Origin of the sequence: Kitasatospora sp. MAP12-44 (assembly GCF_029892095.1) — a bacterium.
In the GTDB taxonomy this organism is placed as follows: Bacteria; Actinomycetota; Actinomycetes; order Streptomycetales; family Streptomycetaceae; genus Kitasatospora.
In genome coordinates this window covers 2,466,485-2,488,360 of record NZ_JARZAE010000004.1, presented here as the reverse complement: position 1 = coordinate 2,488,360, position 21,876 = coordinate 2,466,485, and the positions used below count along the sequence as shown (strand labels likewise).

At 70.6% G+C, this 21,876-nt stretch carries 21 protein-coding genes, 1 tRNA gene and 1 pseudogene; 12 read left to right on the top strand and 11 right to left on the bottom strand.

The window, feature by feature from the left end:
- Nucleotides 1-176: 176 nt before the first annotated feature.
- The 3 genes from P3T34_RS11720 (at nucleotide 177) to P3T34_RS11710 (ending at nucleotide 3,206) form a co-directional block, all read left to right on the top strand.
- The gene (locus tag P3T34_RS11720; RefSeq protein WP_280665970.1) at nucleotides 177-1,214 is read left to right on the top strand and encodes an alpha/beta hydrolase-fold protein; all 1,038 of its coding nucleotides are present in this window, start codon (nucleotides 177-179) and stop codon (nucleotides 1,212-1,214) included.
- 218 nt (nucleotides 1,215-1,432) lie between these two features.
- The gene (locus P3T34_RS11715; RefSeq protein ID WP_280665969.1) at nucleotides 1,433-2,158 is read left to right on the top strand and encodes a hemerythrin domain-containing protein; all 726 of its coding nucleotides are present in this window, start codon (nucleotides 1,433-1,435) and stop codon (nucleotides 2,156-2,158) included.
- An 85-nt stretch (nucleotides 2,159-2,243) separates the two neighbouring features.
- Nucleotides 2,244-3,206 (top strand): DUF1152 domain-containing protein, encoded by a 963-nt coding sequence (locus P3T34_RS11710; protein ID WP_280665968.1) that lies wholly within the window; start codon nucleotides 2,244-2,246, stop codon nucleotides 3,204-3,206.
- A gap of 24 nt (nucleotides 3,207-3,230) precedes the next feature.
- Here the strand turns inward: P3T34_RS11710 and P3T34_RS11705 are convergent, their stop codons facing one another.
- Both P3T34_RS11705 and tnpA read right to left on the bottom strand, forming a co-directional pair.
- Nucleotides 3,231-3,782: a DUF1697 domain-containing protein gene (locus tag P3T34_RS11705; RefSeq protein WP_280665967.1), complete on the bottom strand. Its 552-nt coding sequence runs from the start codon at nucleotides 3,780-3,782 to the stop codon at nucleotides 3,231-3,233.
- A 106-nt stretch (nucleotides 3,783-3,888) separates the two neighbouring features.
- A complete protein-coding gene (gene tnpA, locus P3T34_RS11700) occupies nucleotides 3,889-4,317 on the bottom strand; it encodes an IS200/IS605 family transposase (protein ID WP_280665966.1) in 429 nt (142 codons plus the stop codon).
- A gap of 89 nt (nucleotides 4,318-4,406) precedes the next feature.
- On the opposite strand from tnpA, the gene P3T34_RS11695 reads away from it, so the two are divergent.
- Both P3T34_RS11695 and P3T34_RS11690 read left to right on the top strand, forming a co-directional pair.
- On the top strand, nucleotides 4,407-5,600 hold the full coding sequence (locus P3T34_RS11695; RefSeq protein WP_280665965.1) for a transposase: 1,194 nt from the start codon (nucleotides 4,407-4,409) through the stop codon (nucleotides 5,598-5,600).
- Nucleotides 5,601-5,756: 156 nt separating this feature from the next.
- Nucleotides 5,757-6,233: a pyridoxamine 5'-phosphate oxidase family protein gene (locus P3T34_RS11690; protein ID WP_280665964.1), complete on the top strand. Its 477-nt coding sequence runs from the start codon at nucleotides 5,757-5,759 to the stop codon at nucleotides 6,231-6,233.
- Nucleotides 6,234-6,236: 3 nt separating this feature from the next.
- On the opposite strand, the gene P3T34_RS11685 is transcribed toward P3T34_RS11690, so the two are convergent.
- Entirely contained in the window at nucleotides 6,237-6,599 is a 363-nt protein-coding gene (locus P3T34_RS11685) for an ArsC/Spx/MgsR family protein (protein ID WP_280665963.1), read from the bottom strand.
- A gap of 113 nt (nucleotides 6,600-6,712) precedes the next feature.
- Here P3T34_RS11685 and P3T34_RS11680 point away from each other — a divergent pair, with 113 nt between their 5' ends.
- Entirely contained in the window at nucleotides 6,713-7,933 is a 1,221-nt protein-coding gene (locus P3T34_RS11680) for a cytochrome P450 (protein ID WP_280665962.1), read from the top strand.
- Nucleotides 7,934-8,059: 126 nt separating this feature from the next.
- Nucleotides 8,060-9,226, top strand: coding sequence for a PP2C family protein-serine/threonine phosphatase (locus P3T34_RS11675; RefSeq protein ID WP_280665961.1), 1,167 nt, complete (start codon nucleotides 8,060-8,062; stop codon nucleotides 9,224-9,226).
- A gap of 98 nt (nucleotides 9,227-9,324) precedes the next feature.
- Here the strand turns inward: P3T34_RS11675 and P3T34_RS11670 are convergent, their stop codons facing one another.
- The 4 genes from P3T34_RS11670 to P3T34_RS11655 form a co-directional block, all read right to left on the bottom strand.
- Entirely contained in the window at nucleotides 9,325-11,601 is a 2,277-nt protein-coding gene (locus tag P3T34_RS11670) for a hypothetical protein (RefSeq protein WP_280665960.1), read from the bottom strand.
- Nucleotides 11,601-11,677: transfer RNA gene (locus tag P3T34_RS11665), tRNA-Pro, on the bottom strand. Before P3T34_RS11665 ends, P3T34_RS11670 begins: the two co-directional genes overlap by 1 nt.
- A gap of 299 nt (nucleotides 11,678-11,976) precedes the next feature.
- Nucleotides 11,977-12,810 (bottom strand): IS110 family transposase, encoded by an 834-nt coding sequence (locus P3T34_RS11660; protein ID WP_280665959.1) that lies wholly within the window; start codon nucleotides 12,808-12,810, stop codon nucleotides 11,977-11,979.
- Nucleotides 12,811-13,043: 233 nt separating this feature from the next.
- Nucleotides 13,044-13,889, bottom strand: a complete 846-nt coding sequence (locus tag P3T34_RS11655) for an SDR family oxidoreductase (RefSeq protein ID WP_280665958.1) — start codon at nucleotides 13,887-13,889, stop codon at nucleotides 13,044-13,046.
- Between P3T34_RS11655 and P3T34_RS11650 the strand changes: the two genes are divergently transcribed.
- Nucleotides 13,876-14,172 (top strand): hypothetical protein, encoded by a 297-nt coding sequence (locus P3T34_RS11650; protein ID WP_280672674.1) that lies wholly within the window; start codon nucleotides 13,876-13,878, stop codon nucleotides 14,170-14,172. The genes P3T34_RS11655 and P3T34_RS11650 overlap by 14 nt on opposite strands.
- Here P3T34_RS11650 and P3T34_RS11645 read toward each other — a convergent pair.
- Nucleotides 14,159-14,368: pseudogene (locus P3T34_RS11645) on the bottom strand (SDR family NAD(P)-dependent oxidoreductase); the annotation flags it as partial. The gene P3T34_RS11650 and the pseudogene P3T34_RS11645 sit on opposite strands and share 14 nt — an antisense overlap.
- Between P3T34_RS11645 and P3T34_RS11640 the strand changes: the two are divergent.
- Both P3T34_RS11640 and P3T34_RS11635 read left to right on the top strand, forming a co-directional pair.
- A complete protein-coding gene (locus P3T34_RS11640) occupies nucleotides 14,298-14,507 on the top strand; it encodes a hypothetical protein (RefSeq protein WP_280672673.1) in 210 nt (69 codons plus the stop codon). The pseudogene P3T34_RS11645 and the gene P3T34_RS11640 overlap by 71 nt on opposite strands.
- A 977-nt stretch (nucleotides 14,508-15,484) precedes the next feature.
- Entirely contained in the window at nucleotides 15,485-17,002 is a 1,518-nt protein-coding gene (locus P3T34_RS11635; RefSeq protein WP_280665957.1) for a hypothetical protein, read from the top strand.
- Between the two features lie 254 nt (nucleotides 17,003-17,256).
- Here P3T34_RS11635 and P3T34_RS11630 read toward each other — a convergent pair whose 3' ends face one another.
- The 3 genes from P3T34_RS11630 to P3T34_RS11620 form a co-directional block, all read right to left on the bottom strand.
- Nucleotides 17,257-17,745, bottom strand: coding sequence for a hypothetical protein (locus P3T34_RS11630; protein ID WP_280665956.1), 489 nt, complete (start codon nucleotides 17,743-17,745; stop codon nucleotides 17,257-17,259).
- A 349-nt stretch (nucleotides 17,746-18,094) separates the two neighbouring features.
- Nucleotides 18,095-18,445, bottom strand: a complete 351-nt coding sequence (locus P3T34_RS11625; protein WP_280665955.1) for a peptidase inhibitor family I36 protein — start codon at nucleotides 18,443-18,445, stop codon at nucleotides 18,095-18,097.
- Between the two features lie 457 nt (nucleotides 18,446-18,902).
- Nucleotides 18,903-19,052: a hypothetical protein gene (locus tag P3T34_RS11620; protein ID WP_280665954.1), complete on the bottom strand. Its 150-nt coding sequence runs from the start codon at nucleotides 19,050-19,052 to the stop codon at nucleotides 18,903-18,905.
- A 140-nt stretch (nucleotides 19,053-19,192) separates the two neighbouring features.
- On the opposite strand from P3T34_RS11620, the gene P3T34_RS11615 reads away from it, so the two are divergent.
- Together P3T34_RS11615 and P3T34_RS11610 are read left to right on the top strand one after the other, a co-directional pair.
- On the top strand, nucleotides 19,193-20,191 hold the full coding sequence (locus P3T34_RS11615; protein WP_280665953.1) for a terpene synthase family protein: 999 nt from the start codon (nucleotides 19,193-19,195) through the stop codon (nucleotides 20,189-20,191).
- 10 nt (nucleotides 20,192-20,201) lie between these two features.
- Complete coding sequence (locus P3T34_RS11610; protein ID WP_280665952.1) at nucleotides 20,202-21,824, top strand: terpene cyclase/mutase family protein; 1,623 nt, start codon at nucleotides 20,202-20,204, stop codon at nucleotides 21,822-21,824.
- Nucleotides 21,825-21,876: the final 52 nt, after the last annotated feature.

Genomic DNA, 21,876 nt, shown 5'->3' with positions numbered 1-21,876 from the left:
GGCTGGGACTTTGCCAAACACCGACCAAATGTTGGTTGGTGGGCTGCCTGGTCGCAACCGTTGGAGGATCCGGCCGCGTCATAGGATCAGCAAAACATCGCGCGCCGCTCCGCCCAGGCGGCGCCGCCCGGATCCGCCATGGTTCGAGCGCCATCCACCAGCCGGAAAGTCCCGCCGTGCACCCGCAGTCCATCCGTCCACGTGCCCTCCTGACTGTCACCGCCGCCCTGGCGCTGGCTGCCACGCTCTCCGCCTGCGGCGGGAACGGGGGGAAGCCGAGCACGGAGAGCAAGCCCACCGGCGCGGCCGGCTCGAGCGCGCCGAGCAGCCCGGCCGCGTCGGCCGGCTCCAGCCCGTCGATCTCGCCCAACTCGCAGGTGCAGATGCCGACCGGGCCCGCCACCGCGCTCACCAAGGCCCGGGACACCGCGGCCGGCCCGATCATGATGACCACGCTGGACGGCAAGAAGTCCGGGGTCAGCGGCAAGGTCTGGGTCTGGCTGCCGCCGGAGTACAACGACCCCAAGTACGCCACCTACGGCTTCCCGGTGCTCACCCTCTACGCGGGCGGTCAGAGCAACGGCTACAACACCTGGACCGACAACCAGCTGCCGATCGAGGAGGCCGACGCCGAGCTGTCCAAGCAGGGCAAGGCCCACCCGTTCATCATGATCATGCCGGTGCAGAACCTGATCTCCGACGAGAGCAGGGCGCTGGACTGCAGCGACATCCCCGGGCAGCCGAAGATGGGCACCTGGATGTCGCAGGACGTCCCCGACTTCGTGCGCGCCAACTTCCGCACCCTCAAGAGCCGCGACGGCTGGGGCCTGATGGGCGCCTCGACCGGCGCCATGTGCAGCGCCAAGCTGGCGCTGGAGCACCCGGACCAGTTCAAGGCCGCGGTGCCGATCGACGGCTACTTCAAGCCGGACTCGCTGGACTGGAAGGGCCACGAGGCCGAGCAACTGGCCGGCAGCCCCGACGTCCTGGTCAGCCAGGGCAAGGCCGACGTGCGGATGCTGGCGACCGCGGGCGGCGCCAACGCCGAGGAGGTCAAGCTGGTCAAGGCCTGGGTCGCCAAGGCGGCGCCGCCGCTGAAGATCGACTACTACGAGCAGCCCGGCGGAAAGCACCTCACCTCGGACTTCAAGAAGATGATTCCGAATACCCTGCAGTGGCTGACACAGAACCTCTCGGCCCCGCAGGCGGGCTGACCCGCCGCTGTCCGGCAGAGCTGTATTCCGCCCTGCCTCGATGCTGTTTCGATCCCGCTTCCACCTGGGCATATGTGCTCTGACCTGCACGGCAATCCAGCATTGATTCGCTGCTGATGGACTGTGGACACCTTGGGCAACGGCGCCGCTCATTCCCGGTCTCACCACCGGGGTGAGCGGCGCCTTCCCGCACCCACGCCAGTCGCGAAGAGAGCGCCATGCAGACGCACCTGCTTTCCGTCCCCGCCCCGCGCGGCTCCGCCGAGCCGGCCGGGGCCGTGCGCCCGACGCCGCTTCGGTTCGCGGGCCTGCGCCTCGTCCATGCCGCCCTGCGTCGGGACCTCGCCCGGCTGCCCACCGCCCTGCGCCTGCTCCAGCACGGCGACGACACCAGTGCCATGGCCCTGCGCGGCCACTGGGAGTTCCTCACCGCCATGCTCACCTGCCACCACGAGCAGCAGGACAACCGGGTCTGGCCGCTGCTGCGCCGCTTCGCGCCCGAACTGCGGCTGCTGGTCAACTGGTTGGAGGACGACCACCACAACCTGGACCACTCCTTCACCCGCGCCACCACGCTGATGCGGGTGGCCACCGGGGACCCGTCCAGCGCCTGGCCGGTGGCGTACGCGCTGGAGGAGCTGGCGGCGCGCCTGGAGACGCATCTGCGGGTGGAGGAGGACCAGGTCCTGCCGGCGATGGAGGAGTTGTTCTCGCCGCACTCCCGGGTCGGCACGCTGGCCGAGCTGCTCGACCTGCTCCGCGCGGCGGAGGGCCCGGCGGCCCCGGACGCGCTGGCCTGGCTGCTCGACGGGGTCGACCCGGCGCAGGTCGAGGTGCTGATCGGCGAGTGCGACGACCTGACGGCCCGTCAGTGGCCGCACTGGCAGGCCGTGTACGCGCGCTGCACGGCCCAACTGTGGGGGGCTTCGCAGGCCGGCGAGTGATCTCACCCGCGCAGTTCGGCGCGGTGGCCGCGCGGAGCCGAGGCCCGGCGCCCGACGTCCGGCTCGTCCTGCTAGCGTCGGTCGGATGTCGTCTCTCCTCGAACCGCCGCTGTTCACCCGCCTCAAGGGCGCCTCGCGGATCCTGGTCGCCGGCGCCGGCGGCGGCTTCGACGTCTACGCGGGCCTGCCGCTGGCCCTGGCACTTCGGGCCGCCGGCAAGGAGGTGCACCTGGCCAACCTCTCCTTCAGCCACCTGTACGGCCTGCCGCTGGACGCCTGGCTGGACCAGGACATCGCCGAGATCCGTCCGGACATCGCCTCCGCCGAGCGCTACTTCCCCGAGCGCACGCTCGCCCGCTGGCTGCGCCTGCACGGCCTGCCGGACACGGTCTGGGCGTTCGCCTCGGTCGGCGTCCAACCGCTGCGGGCCGCCTACCGCGCGCTGATCGCGCATCTGGGCATCGACGCCGTCGTCCTGGTGGACGGCGGTACCGACATCCTGATGCGCGGCGACGAGATGGGCCTGGGCACGCCGGAGGAGGACATGGCGAGCCTGGCCGCGGTGGCGGGCCTGGACGGGCTGACCGAGCGCCTGGTGGTCTGCCTCGGCTTCGGCGTCGACGCCTACCACGGGGTCAGCCACGCGCTGGTGCTGGAGAACCTGGCCGCCCTCGCGGCCACCGGCGACTACCTCGGCGCCCTGTCGATCCCGCGCGACAGCCGGGAGGGCCGGCTCTATCTCGACGCCGTCGCGCACGCCCAGTCGGCCACCCCGGAGCACCCGAGCATCGTCCAGGGCTCGGTGGCGGCGGCGTTGCGCGGCGAGTTCGGCGACGTCCGGTTCACCGAGCGCACCCGGCACAGCGAGCTCTTCATCAACCCGCTGATGGCGCTCTACTTCACGGTCACCGTCACCGGCCTGGCCGCGCAGAACCGCTACCTCGACCGGCTGGAGCGGACCGTGCTGATGCGCCAGATCAGCACCGTCATCGCCGAGTTCCGCGACGAGCTGGCGACCCAGCGCCCGCCGCGCGCCTTCCCGCACTGACCTCCACTGACCGTCCTGTGCTGGTCAGCCCTTCTTCGCGGCGGCCACGATCTTGACCGTGGTGTGCAGGAAGCGCGAGGTGCCCTGCCCCCGGTAGGTCTTGCCGAAGGCGTCGCCGGGGTTGCCGGTCGGGCGGCCGTTGATGATGTGCCCGACCACGAAGGCAGCGCCGGCGGTGGCGCCGATCACCTCCAGATCGCCCCTCGGAGTGACCCGGGGGAGTTCCAGGTCGGCCGGCAGCGGCTCGGAGAGGAAGACCACGCAGAACCTGTTGTCCGCGGTGAGCTCGATGCCCTGGAACGGGTCGCCGGCCAGCAGCTCCTCCACCTCCGGGACCGTTCGCAGCATGACCGGGACCGGGTAGCCGAGCGCCTGCTCCAAGTGCTGCTCGATCCGATGGGTCAGCGCGGCGCGGTCGACGCCCGCGTCCGCCGTGAAGAAGACGTTCCCGCTCTGGATGTACGTCCGGACGTCCGCCAGGCCGAGTTCGCCGAAGAGCTCGCGCAGCCGTTCCATCTTGACGGTGCGTCCGCCGACGTTCACGGCGCGCAGGAAAGCGATGAAGGTCTCTGCCATCCCCCTATCTTCGCAGGGAATCCCGGCCTTCAGGCCGGGCGGGAATGCGATCCTTGGCCCGGAGCCGCGAAGCGGCGAAGTTCGCTGCGAAGACTGGCGCGCAGCGTCAGGCCGGCTGCTTCTGCTTCTCGATGTACTCCTTCACGATGCTTAGCGGCGCGCCGCCGCAGGACCCCGCGAAGTACGAGGGTGCCCAGAACACCGAGCCCGTCCCGATGCGGTTGATCCGTCCGGTGTACTCGGCCCGCAGGTAGCGGGAGCTGACGCCCTTGAGACTGTTGACCAGCTTGGACAGGGCGACCTTCGGCGGGTAGTGCACCAGCAGGTGGACGTGATCGCCCTCGCCGTTGAATTCCCGCAGCTCCGCACCGAAGCTCTCGCATACGTCCCGCATGATCGCCTCGCAGCGCGTCAGCATCTCGTCGTTGAAGACCTCACGCCGGCACTTGGTGACGAACACCAAGTGTGCGTGCAGGTGATAGACGACATGGTTTCCCCGGCGGATATCAGGATCTGGTTCCCAGCGTGGTGACATCCGCCAAGTTTGACAGCTGTTAAGGTGACCTGCGACCAGAAAGGGGGGTGGACCCGTTGGACACGCAGATCCGTGCGTACAAGTTCCTCATGCGACCCACCGCCCGTCAGGTCCAGGCCCTCGCCGCGATGCTGGTCGACCACTGCTCGCTCTACAACGGGGCCTTGGAGGAACGGCGCGACGCCTACCGTCACGCCTCGAAAACGACGGTCAAGTACGGCCAGCAGTCGGCGCAGCTCAAAGACATTCGGGCGTTCGACCCGCAGCGCCAGGGCCGGTGGTCGTTCTCCAGCCAGCAGGCGACGCTTCGGCGTCTGGACAAGGCGTTCGCCGCGTTCTTCCGTCGGGTCAAGTCCGGCGAGAAACCCGGATACCCGCGCTTCCGGGGCGTGAACTGGTTCGACACGGTGGACTTCCCCAGGGACGGGGACGGCTGCCGGTGGGACTCGATGCCCGGTCACCCTCCCAGGGTCCGGTTCCGAGGTGTCGGGCACGTCAAGGTCAACCAGCACCGTCAGGTGGTCGGCAGGGTCAAGACCGTCTCGGTGAAGCGCGAGGGCAAGCGCTGGTACGTGGTGCTGACCGCCGAGCAGTCCAAGCCCGAACCGTTGGAACCCACCGGTTCGGTGGTCGGCATCGACCTGGGCATCGCCAATTTCCTCGCCGACTCCAACGGCGGCTTCGTTTCCAACCCGCGCTTCGGCCGGGAGAACGCCGAGGCCCTCGCGCAGGCTCAGCGGCACCTGGCCACCTTCCCCCGTGCTTGCCGGGACAAGCGCTCCAAGAAGCACCGCCGGGCCGTCGAGAAGGTCGCCGACCTGCACGGCAAGGTCCGCCGCCAACGGCTCGACCACGCGCACAAGACCGCCCTCACCCTGGTGCGCCGGCACGATCTGATCGCGCACGAGAAGCTGAGCATCAGCAACATGGTGCGGACGCCGAAGCCGAAGCCGGACCCCGCGCGGCCGGGCGGCTTCCTGCCCAATGGTGCCGCCCCGAAGGCCGGGCTGAACAAGTCGATCACAGATGCGGGTTGGGGGGTGTTCCTCGCGATCCTCACCAGCAAGGCTGCAAGCGCCGGCCGGACGATTATCGCGGTGGACCCCCGCAACACCTCCCGGACGTGCCCACAACCCGCGTGTGGCCACGTCTCCGGGGAGAACCGAACCACTCAGGCAAAGTTCCACTGCGTACGGTGTGGCCACACGGACCACGCGGACACGGTGGGTGCCATCAACGTTCTACGGGCCGGGCTGGTCCACTGCGACGCCAACCCGGCGTAACAGGAAGCCCCGTCCCTTTAGGGCGGGGAGGAGTCACGGCTCCCAGTGTGCTGCACGGGTCGGACATCGGCCCGGCTCGGCCGGGTCCGGCCGGTCCGGCCGGGCCTGCGGCGGGCTCCCGGGCGGTTGTCAGTGCCCGGTGCCAGAGTGGGAGCCATGGCTACTTGGCAGGATTTCGAGAACGAGGCCCCCGATCTCGCCCCCGCCGTGCTCGCACGACTGGCGGCCCACCGCCACCACGTGCTGGCCACGCTGCGCAGGGACGGTTCGCCGCGGGTCAGCGGCACCGAGGTGCAACTGATGGGCGCCGATCTGACGCTGGGCTCGATGAGCGGCGCGCTGAAGGCGCTCGACCTGCGCCGCGACCCGCGCTTCGCGCTGCACGCCAACCCGGGCGACGGGACGATGGCGGGCGGCGACGCCAAACTGGCCGGCCTGGCGGTGGAGATCGTCGACGAGCTCGCCCGCGCCGGGTACGAGGCGGAGCTGCCGGAGCCGCCGACCGGCCCGTACCACGCCTTCCGCCTGGGGCTGACCGAGGTCGTGCTGACCTCCATCGCGCGGGGCGGCGACCACTTGGTCATCCAGAGCTGGCGGCCCGGCGAGGAGGTCCGTACGGAGGAGCGCTACTGACAGCTACGCGGGGGGCAGCACCGAGCGCACCGCCTCCGGCGTGCGCGCGATGATCGCGTGCCCGTCGTCCGCGCTGATGATCGGGCGCTGCACCAGGATCGGGTGCGCGGCCAGCGCGGCGATCCAGCGCTCGCGGTCCTCCGCCTCCCGGCCCCACTCCCGCATGCCCAGCTCCTTGGCCACCGGCTCGTCCAGGCGGGTGATGTCCCAGGGGTCCAGGGCCAGCCGGCCGAGCACCTCCTCCAGTTCGGCCGCGTTCGGCGGGTCCTCCAGGTAGCGCCGCACGGTGTACTTCATCCCGGCGGCCTCCAGGGTGTTCAGGGCAGCGCGGCACTTGCCGCAACGAGGGTTGATCCAGATCTCCATACAGCCACCCTACGCACCCCGCGGAAACCGGAACCGGGAACTCCGCTGGGCCCGGTGGTGGTTCCCTCTGTATTCGGACGGCATTCGAACGGCGCATCCGCGGAGGCCCAGGTATGGACGGCACCCACCTCATCGACGAACTGCTCACCCCCGCAGGCTCGGCGAACCCCTACCCGCTCTACGTCCGACTGCGCGAACTCGGCACCCTCACCTCGGCCTGGGAGGACAGCACGCTGCTGGCGGTCCGCCACCGGACGGTCCATCAGCTGCTGCGCGACCCGGGCTTCGGGGTGGCGGACAGCGAGATCCGCGAGGAACTCGACCCCGAGCAAGTCCAGCACAGCTCCCGGAGGATGCTCGCCCGGTCCATCCTGGAGGTCAACGCGCCGCACCACGCCCGGATGCGCTCGCTGATCTCCTCGGTGTTCACCGCCCGCCGGGTGGCGGCGCTGGAGCCGGCCGTGGTCGCCACCATCCGCCGGCTGCTCGACGAGACGGCCGAACTCGGCTCCGGCGGCAGCACGCTGGACTTCATGGACACCTTCGCCTTCCGCCTGCCGGTCAGCGTGATCTGCGAGCTGCTCGGCGTCCCCGAGCAGGACCGCTACCTCTTCCGCGCGCTCGCCGCCGACCTCACGATCGCGCTGGAGATGATCGCCGACGCGGACGAACTGCTGACCGCCGACGCCGCCACCGACCAGCTCGCCGCGTACTTCACCGAACTGGCCGCGCAGCGCCGCGCGCACCCGAAGGACGACCTGGTCAGCGCCCTGGTCCAGGTGGCTGACGCGGCCGACTCCCGGCTCACCGACGAGGAGCTGCTGGCCAACCTGATCCTGCTGCTGGTGGCCGGCTTCGAGACCACCACCAACCTGCTGGGCAACGGACTCGCGCTGGCCTTCCAGCACCCGTGGACCGCGAACGGCCTGCGCACCGGCAGGGTCACCCCGGCCGGCTTCACCGATGAGGTGCTGCGCTACGACTCACCCGTGCAGCTCACCTCGCGTCTGCCGATGACGGACGGCCTGAGCGTCGAGGGCCGGCCCGTCCCGCTGGGCACGGGCGTCTTCCTGCTGCTCGGCGCGGCCAACCGCGACCCCGAGCGCTACCCGGACCCGGAGGTCTTCGACCCGACCCGCACCGAGAGCCAGCCGCTCTCCTTCGGTGGCGGCCCGCACTTCTGCCTGGGTGCCCAGCTGGCCCGGCTGGAGGCTAACCTCGCGCTGCCCGCGCTGCTCGGCCGGTTCCCCGCGATAGCCCCGGCGGGCGAGGCCGTCCGCCGGGAGCGGCTGGTGCTGCGCGGCTACCAGTCGTTCCCGATCACCGTCGGCTGACCCGCGCAAGCGGGACGAAGGTCCCGACCGCGCGGGCCGAACGCCCCCCGTCCGGTGGTCGGCTCCTACCGGAGGATGGAAGCTCGCCCCCACCACCCGCCTGGCCGGCCGCCGAGGAGGTCCGCTGTGTCCGCACCCGTCCAGTCGCGCCGTCCCGCGGCCGCCCCGCACCGCGAGGCGCCCGCGCCCACCCGCCGGGTCTCCCTCCCGGCCGCCGACGGCAGGCTCGACCCGCGCTGGATCCGCTGGCTGCCGGCCCTGCTGCTGCTCATCGACCTGGTCATCGAGGTGGTGTTCCCGCAGGCCACCGCGGCCGGCTTCCTGCTCACCACGCTCCCGGTGCTGGTCGCCTTCGGCTTCGGCCCGGTGGCCACCATGCTCTCCACGGTGGGCGCGCTGGGCCTGCAACTGCTCCTCGCGGCCCGGGTCCACCACCTCGTGGAGCACCACCACCTCTGGGTCTACGTCTCCACGCTGCTGGCCGGACTGGCCGGCGTGGCCCTCGCCCGCCAGCGCACCCGGCAGGACGGCTACCTGGTGCGCGCCCGTACGGTCAGCGAGGCCCTGCAGCGCACCGTGCTGCACCCGGTGCCCGAGCAGGTCGGCGGGCTGCGCACGGCCGGCCTCTACCGGGCCGCCGAGGCCGAGGTGGCGATCGGCGGCGACCTGTACGAGCTCTGCGACACCCGCTTCGGCACCCGGGTGCTGCTCGGGGACGTCCGCGGCAAGGGACTGGAGGCCGTCCGCACGGTGGCCGACGTGCTGGGCGCGTTCCGCGCCACCGCCCACGAGACCGCCGACCTGGTCGAGCTCGCCGAGCTGCTGGACCGCCAGGTCCGCCGGGAGGCGGCCGAGTGCGGCGACGAGGAGCTCTTCGTCACGGCCGTGCTCGTCCAGCACCAGCCCGGCTCCGACCACGCCGAGCTGGTCAGCCGGGGCCACCTGGACCCCGTGCTGCTGGCCGGCGGCACCGTGCAGAGCGTGCACTGCCCGCAGGAGCTCCCGCTCGGCCTCGGCCACCTGCGCGCCCAGGGCCCGCTCCCGGCCACCACCGTCCCACTCGCCCCCGGGCACACGCTGCTGCTGCACACCGACGGCGTCACCGAGGCCCGCGACCAGGCCGGCCGGTTCTACCCCCTCACCGACCGCCTCGCCGCCCGCTTCCAGGGCCGCACCACCGTCGCCCCCGACCAGCTGGTCGCCTTCCTCGACGAGGACGTCCGCGCCCACGGCGGCCAAGCCACCGACGACCTGGCCGTCCTCGCCCTCTCCCCGCTCCCGGCGCTCTCGTAGGCCCGAGGTTCTCCGCCCGATCCTCCGCTCTGTACGTGGGCATGCGAAAGGCCGTCGTTCGCGTCTCCCACGGCGGAAGGCGTAAACGACGGCCGGCCTCATGAGCGGCGGAGCAGCCAGTGCGGGCCGATGGTCCACCCGAGCAGGCGGCGCGAGGTGCCGTCCTCGGCGGTCCCGTCGTCCTCGAATTCTCCGCCGGAGGCGACCAGCGCCAGCCCGGCCATGGCCGGGGCCAGCCGGGTGGGGTGGTCCGCCATGAGCTTGTCGAGCACCGCCGTGCGAGCCTGAGGTGTGCAGAGCGACAGGTGGAAGATCATCTGCCGCCAGGCGAAGGCCGCGTTCTTGATCGTGGCCAGCGGCTGCGGGAGCCGCTCGGCCCGGGCCACCAGTCGGCTGGTGGTCGCGAAGGCGCCGAGGGCGAGTGCGTCCCAGCCTTCGGCGGGGGTGGCGCCGACGGTTCCGACCAGGGTGGCCAGGTTGTGGGTGGTGAGGATCTGGGCCTGCTCGATCACTGTGCCGTTGCCGGCCACCGACCAGGAGGAAGCTCTGCGGCCCGCACGCTGCCCGCACAGGGCGGAGAAGCCGGATGAGGTGACGGCGCGTCGGCTACGCTCCGGCTCGTCGTCCGGCATGGCGCGAACGGCCGTGTAGTCGACGCTGTAGTACCGCTCGTAGAGCGTCCCTTCGAGCAGGTCGGCGGCGATCTTGGCGGCTGCGAGGTACTTCGGAGTGAAGCCGCCCATGAAGATGTCGGCTGCCAGCTCCTCCACAAACGGCGCGCCGAGGTCGGCCCGGCGGGCCAGTGCCGCCAGCTCGCTCACCAGTGGGTTCGGCAGGATGGTGCCGGGGAAGGCGTTGACCGCGAGGCCGCCCAGCCTCCGCAGCAGGGCGAGTTCGCTCTCGCCCGCATGCCCGCCGGTGTTCCGGTGCGGCTCGGTGGCCCGCACCCAGGGGAGTTCCTCGGCCTGCACCTGGTGCGCGTAGTCGAGCAGCATGAGCGAGCGTCGCCCGGTGAAAGCCCGGTGGTGGGCCGCCGCGAGGGCGCCGAGCGCCCGGTCCTGGTAGGCGTCCGTCTCCACCGCCGAGGCCAACTGCGGTGCCAGCTCGGCCAGTACCTCGGCCGAGGGCACCAGGCCGAGGCTGACCAGGGTCTCGACCGGAGCGCTGGTGGCAGCCAGCACCGGCTTGCGCAGCTCGGCCGGGAACGCCGTGCCGACCGGGATCGCGCCGTTCTGTGCCTCGGCCGGGCCTGTCTGCGCGAGGACACTCGCGGGATCGGCCAGCCCGTCGTGCTGGGGCAGTTGGGCGAGCCGGGCCAGCAGCAGCCGGGCCAGCGCGTGGTGGGAGGGCAGGGCGGCCTGCCCGGCCTGGGTCCGGCGCAGCGCGGTGTGCCGCTCGGAGCCGGGCAGGCCACGCCGACGCACCATCGACTCGGCCGCGAGCCGCAGCAGCCCGGCCATTCGAGGGGTCAATTCCTCTCCGGCTACGGTCAGTTCGAGGGCGGCCCGGAGGAGGCCGAGGTTCTGTCGCGGGCTGCGGTGCTTGCCGCAGAGCGGGTTCGCGGCGGCCAACAGCCGGTAGCGCAGCAGCAGTTCGGCCCCGCGCTGGTGCCACCTGGGGTCAGGGTCGTGGTGCAGCACCCGGCCGTCCGGCCCGGCGGTCTCCAGCCAGTGGGCGAGCAGTTCGTCGGAGAACGGCAGCCAGACCGTCAGCGCTTCGCGCTGGGTCTCCACGGCGTGGTTCGGGCCGCGTCGCTCCAGGGCGGTGACGGTGTCCGCGACAGTCTTCCGGTGGACGGCGGCGGCCTCGGGCGCCGGGCCGTCGCCGGTCGGCGGGGTGAACCGCAGGCGGGCGGCGAACGGCGCCAGCACGGTGACCAGTTCGAGGGCGGCGTGCTGCTCGCCGGCGCGCACCAGCCAGGCCACCGTGAGCAGGGCGGCCTCCTCCGGCACCGTCACCCGGTAGCGCCCGCTGTCCAGCAGTTCCCAGAGCCGGGCCAGTCCGGCCTCGGTGAGCGAGTGGGCGAACAGCTCAGCCCGGTCCGCCGGGATGCCCGCCGCCCGGCAGGCCTCGGCCTCGTACGTCTGGAGGGGGCCCTCGGCGCGCGCACGGCCGCTGGCGAAGCCGCCGTGCAGCACCTCGGGGGTGACCCACGCGGGCAGGTCGGCGACCGGGGTCCGCGTGCCGATCCGCAGGCTGCCGTCCTTCATCCCGGCCAGTGCCGCGCGCCACCGGTCGAGGCGGTCCTCGGCGCGCGAGCGGGTCGCGGCGTCGGGGTGGGAGAGTGCGGTGACGAATGCCCGCGCGAGCTGCCCGTGGGCGTAGCCGGGGGCAACGGTGACGGTCGGGTGCTGCTGGTCAGCGTTCTTGTCCATGGCCGACATGGCGGGTCCCGCCCCCGCGCCCTCCAGATCCCGAGTCTGGCGCTCTGGCTAACTGAGCTACACGTCGCTGACCGCCACCCTACGGAGGGGGCCATGGACGGGCAACGCGATTTTCCGGTCCTAGCTGCACCGCATTTCCGCAGGTCAGCGGTCTCTACAGGTCGAAGTAAAGACCGAACATGCCTCTGAACTGCAGAAATGGCGGGCTCGCAGAAGATCATTTCACAACCAGTGCACCTGACCGACCGGTCCTCGCGCACGGCACCTCAGCAGCTGAGAAGAAGATCGGCGATCCCGGCTCATCCGGCCCGGAGGATGTCTTGATGCGGCTGTTCGACATCACCGAGCGGACCGCCACGCGCTATGTCAGCGCTGCCCACCCCGAGCGCACCTCGAAGCTGCCCTGGTAGCGGCCTGCTCGGCGAACAAGCTGCACGCCGAGTCCGAATCAGGTCCTCGGAGTCGGTCGGGTGGCTTCGGTGGCGTTCCAGCTGGCGAGGAGATTGAGGGCGTCGGCGTCGCCACTGCCGAGTGCGACGCCACACACGATGAGGGACAGACCCGGTTGCGGCGCCTGGCCCGGGCCAGAACCGCGGTGATCTGGGGGCGGGTCAGCTTCGCCGCCGTCGCGGGCGTGGGTGCTTTGATCAGCAGTTCCAGCGCGTCCGTGCTGGTCAGCGCCAGCTCGGCGTAGGCGCCAAGGGCGGCGGGGAAGTACTCGCGCAGCGTGGACCGCAGCCGCTGGAAGGTGCGGGTCCGTTCCCAGATCAGGGTCTGGTGGGCGCGGGCGACGACCTTGACGGCCTGGGCCTGGTCGCTGTCGCCGGCCACCGGCCGCAGCTGGGCCCGGTCGATGCGGACCATGTCGGCCAGCGCGTGGGCGTCCCCCTTGTCGCTCTTGGCGCCGGAGCTGGCGTAGCGCTCCTTGAACCGGGCGGCCTGGCGCGGGTTGATCGCGTACACCTGGTAGCCCGAGGCGATCAGGGCCTGCACCCACGAGCCGCGGTCGGTCTCGATACCGACCACCACCCGGGCCGCGTCCAGGTCCTCACCGCCGTGGCGCGCGACGAGCTCGTGCAGCCTCGCGATGCCCTCCACGCCCTCTGGCAACCGCGCGGCGGCAAGCCTGCGGCCGCTCTCGTCCTGGATCTCGACGTCGTGGTGATCTTCCGCCCAGTCATCGCCGATCAGCAGCAACATGCCCTCCCGGTCACGTAGTTCACTTCGTTCAGCAGCCTGCGGAAGGCGCGGCGCGCGGCCTAATGGATCCAGTGCTCACGCCTCATGCGGCGGGCACGCCACCCCATCAGCGGTCTGGCCTCCCGGCCGACCAGCAGGGGCACGGTCTGACCTCAGAAGTCACGTGCTTCAGGCGAACGAAGTGCTCACCTGCTGGCGGCTACGGCACCGAGTCTCCTACTCGGTAGCTCCCATTAGGCGTTGGTGTCGTCGAATGCCAGATTGCCGCCCAGCTCGCGGGAGGCACGAGCCTGAGCGAGCAGTTCCTGAGCCTTGGCCTCGACACCCTCGATGGCGTCGGCGCCGGCTACGAACCGCAGCGGCGGGGTGTCCTGGTCGGCGAGGGCCAGCAGGGCCTGGGCGAGCTTGACGGGGTCGCCGCCCTGCTGGCCGTTCATGCTCTTCCAGGCCGCGATGGTCGCGGTGGTGCGCTCGGCGTAGTCGTCGATGGTCGGCTCGGGCCAGGTGGTGGAGGCGTCCACCAGCAGCTCGGTCCGGAAGAAGCCGGGCTCCACGACCGTGGTGCGGATGCCGTACGGCTCCACGTCGTAGCGCAGGGACTCCATCCAGCCCTCCACGGCGAACTTGGAAGCGGCGTAGGCGACGCAGAACTCCTGGCCGATCAGTCCGGCGGAGGACGAGAGCGCGATGATGTGACCGGCGCGCTGCTTGCGCAGGATCGGTAGGACCGCGCGGGTGACGTTCATGGGGCCGAAGAGGTTCGTCTCGAACTGCTGGCGCATCTGCTCGGGGGTGATCTCTTCGAAGTAGCCGGCGAAGAAGTTCCCGGCGTTGTTGACCAGGACGTCGATGCGGCCGAAGCGCTCGACCGCGGCCTGTGCGGCCGCCTGCGCGTCCTGCGGGCTGGTGATGTCCAGTTTGGTGACCAGCAGGTTGTCCTGCGGACCGCCCAGGGTCCTCTCGACCTCCTCGGGGCGGCGGCCGGTGGCGACGACCCGGTGGCCGGCCTTGAGAGCCTGGAGGGCGATGTCCGTGCCCAGACCGCGTCCGGCACCGGTGATGAAAATGACCTTGCTCATGAGGGGCTCCCTGCCAGGCACCGTGTCCGGCACCCGATGTGGTGTGGTGAAGATGTGCGGTGTCGCCGACGGCGTTGACCGCAGTTCGTGCCCAGGCCTGGTCGGTAGGCATGATCCACAGTTCGCCGACGGAGGCATGGCGGGGACGGGTGACCATGTAGGCGACGCCGTCGGCGATGTCCTCGGGGGCGAGGACCTCGATCTGCTCGTAGAAGCTGTTGATCGCCTCGCGAACGTCGGCCTTGTGGTCGTTGTGCGAGCCCAGTTGGTGCGCCGTCGGTGATGCTCGCCTCCACCGCCAGCGCGGTCCCGCCCGCATTCTCGATCTCGGTGGCGAGATCGGCAAGGCGGTCCTTGCGGCGGGCCACGAGAGCGACGGCTGCGCCGTGCTCGGCCAGTCGGCGGGCGGTGGCGGCGCCGATACCGCTGCTCGCGCCGGGGCTGCGCCGCGAGGAGGTCGCCCAGCTCGCCGGGGTCAGCGTGGACGTCCTGGCCGCCAACCGGCTCGGCTCCGCGCTCTTCGCCGACGAGCTGGACTGCCGCCACGCAAAACGCTCGGCCGGGGAACCCCAGCCGAGCGCGTGTAGGACTACTCGCGGTCTGATCAACCACACGTGATCCAACGACCTCGAATCCGCCCGTCAGGTGGCAATCGGGGCGACGGTGCACAGCTGACGGCTACTCATTGTCACGTAAGCGCGGGTTGCGCTGTGGCGGTTCAGGTCACTGAGAGGTCTTGTGCTGAGTTCGATCTCCGCGCACTCTCATTTCACACCGCGAGCATCCGGACCGTAGAGGGCGGTACTCAGGGGGACGTTTCCGCAGGTCAGCGAGGTGCTGACCTGCGGAAACGATGAGAGATCGAACTGCGTTTCCGCAGGTCAGAGCACCTACTACAGGTCGAAGTACTGATCGAACATGCCTCTGACCTGCGGAAACATGAGTCTCAGGGAAGATCATTTCACAACCAGTGCACACGCGGCGCCCTTGACGATGAGACGCAGCGAGAAGCGCTGAACGGTGTCGAGCAGGACGCCAGAGCCGTCCAGGTCGGTTGCTACGCAGCGCCACCGACCGGCGGTGCGAGGACAGTGCTGGCTGATGAGGGTCAGGTGAGACCACCCGTTCAGTTCGGAAGTATCCACTCCAAGGGGTAAGGCCCAGACGCCATAGAGTCGCTATATGGGCGTAGCCGGTGATGGCTTGACTGGAAGGACGTCACCGCACGCCGCTACGACCGCGAAACCGGCCACGGCCGTCGGGAGACCCCGGCAACGGCGGAGTACTGGTAATTCTTCGACCGCGCGGCATTCTGTGGTCGCGCGTGGCGACACTAACTACTGCTCCACGGTAGACCTGAGTTTCCCGCCACCGGTTGCCGACCGGTGGCGGGCCAGACGTGAAGTGCGAGGGCGGGCACCGCCGTCTTGGTCGCTCTCCACGCAGCGCCTCCATCCGGGGTGAGCACTGCAAGGCCCGGGGGTTGGTGGCCAACGAGGGTTGGCGGCCGGTCTTTTTGCGCAGAGTCACTGGAGTAGGACCCTGGGTGCAAGCCGGGCCGGGGTCGTGATGCAAAGGCCAGTCGAGGAGTGCTGATGACCGAACAGAGCCCTGCACGGTTCCCGATCACCGAGCCGTTCACCCAGTCGGAACCGTCCAACCCGAACTGGAAGCTGGCGGGCAAGGCGCGGCTGGAGGGGGGTTTGGAGCTGAACCGTCCGGGGGCGGCGGGTTATGTGGGGATGGCGTTGCTGGACCAGCCCTTTCCTTCCGCCCAGGGGGTGGTCATCGACTTCGACTACGCCACCGAAGCCTCCACCGGTGCGAACGACTCCTTCGGCCTGGGACTGTGTGTGTTCCTCATCGATGGGCGGCAGACGACGCAGGCCGCAGACAGTTGGTACGGCCTGGGCTACGCCTACCAGCACAAGGACGACCACCATGATCCCGAACGGGCGGGCGTCACTGCGGGGTATGTCGGCGTCGCCTTGGACAGCATGGCCATTTTCCAGTACTACATGGTCGGAGACGGCGGCGATCAGGACGACCCGGAGCTGCCGAACCGGATCGCGGTGCGCGGCTCGGGGAACCTGCTGAGCGGATTCGAGCTGCTGGGCGTCGGGCCCGAGGTGCCCGGCGGGTTCGAAGCTTCGTGGCAAGACGGCGCGCATGTCCAGATGTGTATCAACGGCACCGTCCTGACCGTGCGTCACACCCGCGGATCCGACCCCGGCGGCACGCTGGCGACCTTCGCGTTGGAGGGGCCCGCGATGACGGCGATGCCCGAAACGTTCAAGCTCGGCCTGTCCGCGACGGTCCACTACCAGGCCACAGGGACCTACCGGATCCGTGACCTGAGCGTGGCGCCGCCGGTGACCGTCCCGCTGGAGATGGACGGCCCGCGCACCGCCCACGCGGGCCAGCAGGTCTCCTACACCATCCAGGTAACCAACCTGGGCCCCGGCGACGCGCCCGAGGTACGGGTGGAGGGCGAGATCCCCGCTCCGATGCGAAACGGTGCCGAACAGGTGCACTGCCGGGGCGAGAACGGTGCCCAGTGTGGCACCGGCTCGGTCACCGGCGGCCTGCACCAGCCGCTGAAACTGCCCGCCGGCAGCAAAGCCACGATCACCGTCACCGGCACTGTCAGCCGCACCTTCGAGGGCACCCTGTCCCCGACCGCGTGGGTCACCGCCCCCGGAAACCTCTCCACCCAGCGCCGCGCCCAGGTCGATATCCAGGTCGAAGCCTCACCGGTCACCGCCGACTACCAGATCACCGGGCAGTGGGACCAGACCTGGCCCGAAGACGCCAAGGGATGGCTGGTCAGCTACGAACTGACCCTGGCCGCACGCGACCAGCGGGTGGTGCGCTGGCAGATCAGCTTCGACGTCCCCGCAGGCACCCGTCTCAACCCCGCCCAGACCCAGTGGTACCAGGTGATCAGCAACGGGCAGGACGGGACCGTGGTCCTGGCCTGCCCCGACGACACCCACACCATCGAACCCGGCGCCCCCCTGGCCGTGAGCGTGCAACTGCTCTACCCCACCCAGACCGCGGCCGGCGACGGCACCCTGCGCGGCCTGCACGCCATCGAAACCACCCGCCCCTGACCAGCCCCGACACCCCCTGGCACCCCTGGTCTGAGCAGCTCAGGACCAGCAATACGCTAGCCCATCGGGTCTCGCGACTGACGATCTTCCGAGGACCGTCATCGAGGTCCTGCCAGGAATGCGCCAGCGACGATTGGGCCCAGGAACGGGCTTCCGGGGCCCGCGGCGTGATCCCGTGGACGCTGGAGCCCGGTCCTGCCGGCCGTGGTGCCGGGCCGCCCGGGGACTGCGGGCAGTCACCGGGCGGCGAGCGCCTACCTCGTCAGGGTGATCGGAGTGCAGGCGGGGCCGGCGCAGCCAACGATCTGGTTCTGGTCGATGGGCAGTGCCCGGCTGGCGCGGACTGCGGGGAACTGCGCGGTGGCGGGCCTGGCGGCGTACTCGGCGAGGACGGCCCCCGTGGCGTCCACGACGGTGATGACGGAGGGCACGACCGAGCCGCCGGTGACGACGAGCTGCGGGACGCGGCCGGTGTAGCGGACGCTGAACGTGCCCACGTCCTCCGCCCGGACCTCGGCGACAGGTACCTCCTGCAGGGTCTCGACGGGCGTGATGTCGGTGACCGGGATGGCGCCCGGGGTGATCCCGGTACCGCCGTCACCGCCCCCGTCGCCGGTCAGCGCCCCCAGGTCGGTCGCGCCGGAATCCTGCGCGGTGACGGCGCCCGAGCGGGCCGCCTGGATGACGTCGTCGATCTTGTAGTTAGGGACCGTGATGTCGAGTTCGTCTCGGTCGGCGCTCATACGCTCACTCCTCACACACCAGCGGCACGGTTGCCACTCTCGGCGATCTTTCCATGACACTCCGCCAGCTCGGAGCTATTCCCAAGAACGGATGCCGCCCCGACCCGGCCCCCTTGCCATCGGCGGTGGAATGCTCTGCGACCGGCCTGCATCCCGTCCGCCGGTGGCGCGGACTTACCACACTGGCAGGTAGCGCTCGTTCCGTGGCTGCGGAATTGAGCACCAGTGCGAGACAGGAACGGCGGGCAGTCCCGACGCGACCCCGGGGGTGGCCGGCCGCCCGGCGATGGTGCCGGACGGCCGGTGAGGGGATCCCATCGCTGATGTGCCCCCGATCGGGAGCGGCAGGTCAGGAGTTGTCGACCTTGATGGAGGAAGCGACGTCGTTGAACTCGTCACCGACATAGGCCGCGTCGCTGGTGAACGCCTTGCTGGCGCCCTGGAGGCCGGTGTCGGCATAGAGGGTGACCGTCCAGCCGCTGGGCACCTTGACCGAGCTGATGGAGTCGTTGCCGACAGCGCCCGGCTTGGTGAGGTCGTAGGTACCCGCCTGGAGCGTCATGCTGGCGCCCGAGAAGTTGCGGTCGGCGTAGATGGCGGGCTGGCCGGCAGGCTTCGGTGCCGGCGTGGGGTCGTCCCCATGGCTGGGGTAGGAGTTGTAGTGGTACTGCTGGCTGTAGCCGAAGTCGTCGTCCGACATGGCGCGGGGTCCTCTCACATAGGGATGTCCGATCGGTGGACGGCTCATCGCCCGAGCGCATCGCGGCCACCGGCACGCTGCTCAACGACATGCCGACGCGAAGGCAACCACGAGCACGAATCCGTCCTGGCAGGACACCAACAAGCGAATCATCATCTACGGGCGGAAACCTGGAGTTGATCAAAGCCAAGATCTCCGCCACCGGGCTCCCCTACAATCCACCCCGCCACTTCTCCACTCGCCCACCAGGTCACGGCACTGGCAACAGAGCAGATCACTGGAAGCGTGACGTCATCACTGGCGATCGGCTGAGACGGCCCGGGCTCCGTGCCGGACGTCGTGGATCGGCACCCGATCTTCGGCCCCGGGGCGGCCCCGCCCTTGAGGATGACGGCGAAGGATCGCGCCCTCGGGGTGCTTGCCGCCGTGGTGGCGGCGGGCGGGTGCACCGGGGCGGCTACGGGGCGTCTTGCGGCGTATCGATCCAGTCGGTGGCGAGACGTTCGGCCGTGAGGCGGGCTTCCACCTCCGCGGTGTCGGTACCGGCGGCCATCGCCTTCAGCACCACCACAGGCGCGCCTTCGGTCAGCGACGGCACGACCAGCACGTCAAGACCCCTCGCCCCCCTGGATGCCCCCACGGTGATCGATATCGAGGAAGCACGACACGTCTGCGGATATTGACCCGCCGCCAATTCGCATTTCGTTTCATCGTCCCTGCTCGCCACTGGTCTGACATGATCAGACCATGACTGACATACCATCAGGCACCTTGGCCCTCGTGCGCGATGCGATGCTGCGGTGGGCCCGAGAGGCGGGCCTGGTGGCGGAGCCCGGCGAGGAGCGGCGTCTTGCCGCGATGCGGCTTCAGGTGCTGGTCGGTGGTGCTCTCCCGCAGGGCGATGTGGCGGATGTGGCACTGGCAGCACAGTGGGCGGCGTTCATCTGCTGGGTGGATGACCAGATCGACCGGCGCGGGCTGGGGTCGGTGCCGGGCGAGTTGGAGCAATTCACCGCGCCGCTGCGCCAGGTGCTCGCGCCCGGCGAGGGCGCGTCGGGGGTGGCGGCTGCGCACGCGGTGGTCCTGGCGCGCTTGTGGGAGCGTACGGCTGCGGGGATGTCAGCCCCTTGGCGGGCCCGGTTCACGACGGACTATCTGGACTTCCTGGACGCCTGCGAACTGGAGGTGGCGCTGCGCCGCTCCGGCGCCCGGTTGCCGCTGACGGCCTACCTCGCGCTGCGGCGTCGCACGATCACGCTGCTGCCGATGCTGGACGTCCTGGAACACGCCGGTCACGCCGAGTTCGTCGAGGACTCGCGGGTGGACGCTCAACTGCGGGACCTGCGCTGGGCCGTGGCCGATGTCGTGGGCTGGGCAAATGACCTGGCCTCGGCGGTGGACGACGAGGTCGCCGGCCAGGACAACCTGGTGGCGGTGCTGGCCCGCCAAGACGGCTGCACGACGGACGCGGCCCGGACACGGGTGGCGGCCATGATCGAGGAGCGCCGCGCGGGCTTCATCACCGCTGCGGCCGGCCTTCGCACGGCGCCGCTCCTGCCTGCCGACCGGCAGGAGGACCTGCGCCGCTACGTCGATCTGGTGGAGAGGTTCATGGCCGCCACCCTGCACTGGCTGACCGTCACCGGGCGGTTCCACCCTTACCCCGAGACGATGCGCCACCCTCCGTCCACCAGCCGGGGGCCGGCCCCCGCAAGCGCCGGACGGCCCGCCGACGAGCTGAACTGAACGGAGCCCGATGAGACTCGCCGCGACCACCCTCGCGCTGCCCCGCTGGCACAGCACCGACTTCCCCGACGACCTGGCGCCGGCCACCGCCCGGCTGCGCCTATATCTGGAGAGCCGGATCGACCCGGACGGCGCGGTGCGCGAACCGTGCCACAGCCGCGTCCTCGAATCCGCGCTGCTGCTCGTCCTGCTGGACCGCACCCGGCTGGAGCCGGCCGCCCGCGACCGCCTGGCCCGCTACCTGGCCGCACATCGCCAATCCCCGACGCCGTTGGACCGGTTGCTCGCACGCGCCTGCCTCGACGGCCCCAGCGACGTGGCCGGCCAACTGGACGTGGACGACTTCCTCAGCCACGCGCCGGACTTCACCGGCCCCCGCAAGCGCGCCCTGCTGCACGCCGTCCTCGTCCTGGTCGGCGCCGTCCCCGCCACCGACCTTCCCACCCCCGACGCGTTCTGCCTGCACGGCCTGCACACCTGGGCGCGCGTCCAGGTCACCGCCGTCAAGACCATCCTCGCCCATGCCCACGCAAGGCCCGACCTGCTCGACGCGCACGACATGGACCTGCTGCGCTCCACCCAGCAACCAGGGACCGTGTGGGAGGGCCACCTCCTCGTCCACCTGTCGGTCCTGCACGCCCTGGCAACCCAGCCGGGCCACCAGCAGCTGATAGCCGACGGGATACACACCGCGCTGCAGCACCAGCGCCCCGACGGCGGAATTCCGTTCATCTGCGACGAGGACACCTGGGTCACCGCCAACGCTGGAGTGGCCCTGCACACCGCAGGCGCCCCCGCACCGGTCCTGGACAGGATCGCCCAGCGCCTGCTGCACCTCCAGCAGCCCGGTGGCGGCTGGTCCTACACCGAGGGCGCCCAACTCACCGACGCGGACGACATTTCAGCCTCCATCGAGGTCCTCCACCTCACCGGCCCCCACGTCCACCGGCAGCCGATCAGCCGTGCCATGGACGCCCTCCTCGCCCTGCGAGGGCCCGACGGCGGCTTCCCCACCTACCAGGCCGGAGCACCCTCCGAAGCCTGTATAACCGCCGGTGTCGCCAACGCCCTCTGCTCCCAGGCCGACCGGCAGCACACCGCCATCGACGAAGCCCTGACCTTCCTCGCCTCCCAACAGCACCCGGACGGCTCGTTCCCGCCCGACTGGAGCAAAAGCCGCCTGCACACGGTCTTCCGCGCCACCCTCGCCGCCACCCGCCACCCCAGCCACCGCACACCGAACAGCGCGGCCCAGCGCATCACCAGCCGGGCAGCCCACCTGGTCACGAACTCCCAAAACACCGACGGCGGCTGGGGCCAGCAGCACGGCGACACCAGCGACGCCACGAGCACCGCCTACGCCCTCATCACGCTCGCAGCACACAGCACCGACCCCGCTCCCGCAGCCCGCGGCGCCGCCTACATCCTCACCCAGCAACGCCCCGACGGATCCATCACCAGCATCCCGGACTCCATCGGACCGCGCGGCTTCGCCTTCACCGTCCCCGTCCTCGCCGACATCTTCTCCCTCCTCGCCCTGGGGCACCTCGCCCGTCGCCTGGCCCCGGCGCCACCGCAGCAGATATCGGTGCCGGCCCGCCGTCACCGGGACTTCCCGGTGAACCTTGAGTGATCGCGTTCGCCGCCACCGGCCACTCCTCGCGGGCAGGGCCCACGGACAACCC

Bases quoted from the DNA above. Each gene is read 5' to 3' on its own strand.
- P3T34_RS11715 (WP_280665969.1), top strand. From the start codon at position 1,433: ATGCAGACGCACCTGCTTTCCGTCCCCGCCCCGCGCGGCTCCGCCGAG.
- P3T34_RS11710 (WP_280665968.1), top strand. From the start codon at position 2,244: ATGTCGTCTCTCCTCGAACCGCCGCTGTTCACCCGCCTCAAGGGCGCC.
- P3T34_RS11705 (WP_280665967.1), bottom strand. From the start codon at position 3,782: ATGGCAGAGACCTTCATCGCTTTCCTGCGCGCCGTGAACGTCGGCGGA.
- tnpA (WP_280665966.1), bottom strand. From the start codon at position 4,317: ATGTCACCACGCTGGGAACCAGATCCTGATATCCGCCGGGGAAACCAT.
- P3T34_RS11695 (WP_280665965.1), top strand. From the start codon at position 4,407: ATGCGACCCACCGCCCGTCAGGTCCAGGCCCTCGCCGCGATGCTGGTC.
- P3T34_RS11690 (WP_280665964.1), top strand. From the start codon at position 5,757: ATGGCTACTTGGCAGGATTTCGAGAACGAGGCCCCCGATCTCGCCCCC.
- P3T34_RS11685 (WP_280665963.1), bottom strand. From the start codon at position 6,599: ATGGAGATCTGGATCAACCCTCGTTGCGGCAAGTGCCGCGCTGCCCTG.
- P3T34_RS11680 (WP_280665962.1), top strand. From the start codon at position 6,713: ATGGACGGCACCCACCTCATCGACGAACTGCTCACCCCCGCAGGCTCG.
- P3T34_RS11670 (WP_280665960.1), bottom strand. From the start codon at position 11,601: ATGGACAAGAACGCTGACCAGCAGCACCCGACCGTCACCGTTGCCCCC.
- P3T34_RS11660 (WP_280665959.1), bottom strand. From the start codon at position 12,810: ATGTTGCTGCTGATCGGCGATGACTGGGCGGAAGATCACCACGACGTC.
- P3T34_RS11650 (WP_280672674.1), top strand. From the start codon at position 13,876: ATGACCTTGCTCATGAGGGGCTCCCTGCCAGGCACCGTGTCCGGCACC.
- P3T34_RS11655 (WP_280665958.1), bottom strand. From the start codon at position 13,889: ATGAGCAAGGTCATTTTCATCACCGGTGCCGGACGCGGTCTGGGCACG.
- P3T34_RS11635 (WP_280665957.1), top strand. From the start codon at position 15,485: ATGACCGAACAGAGCCCTGCACGGTTCCCGATCACCGAGCCGTTCACC.
- P3T34_RS11630 (WP_280665956.1), bottom strand. From the start codon at position 17,745: ATGAGCGCCGACCGAGACGAACTCGACATCACGGTCCCTAACTACAAG.
- P3T34_RS11625 (WP_280665955.1), bottom strand. From the start codon at position 18,445: ATGTCGGACGACGACTTCGGCTACAGCCAGCAGTACCACTACAACTCC.
- P3T34_RS11615 (WP_280665953.1), top strand. From the start codon at position 19,193: ATGACTGACATACCATCAGGCACCTTGGCCCTCGTGCGCGATGCGATG.
- P3T34_RS11610 (WP_280665952.1), top strand. From the start codon at position 20,202: ATGAGACTCGCCGCGACCACCCTCGCGCTGCCCCGCTGGCACAGCACC.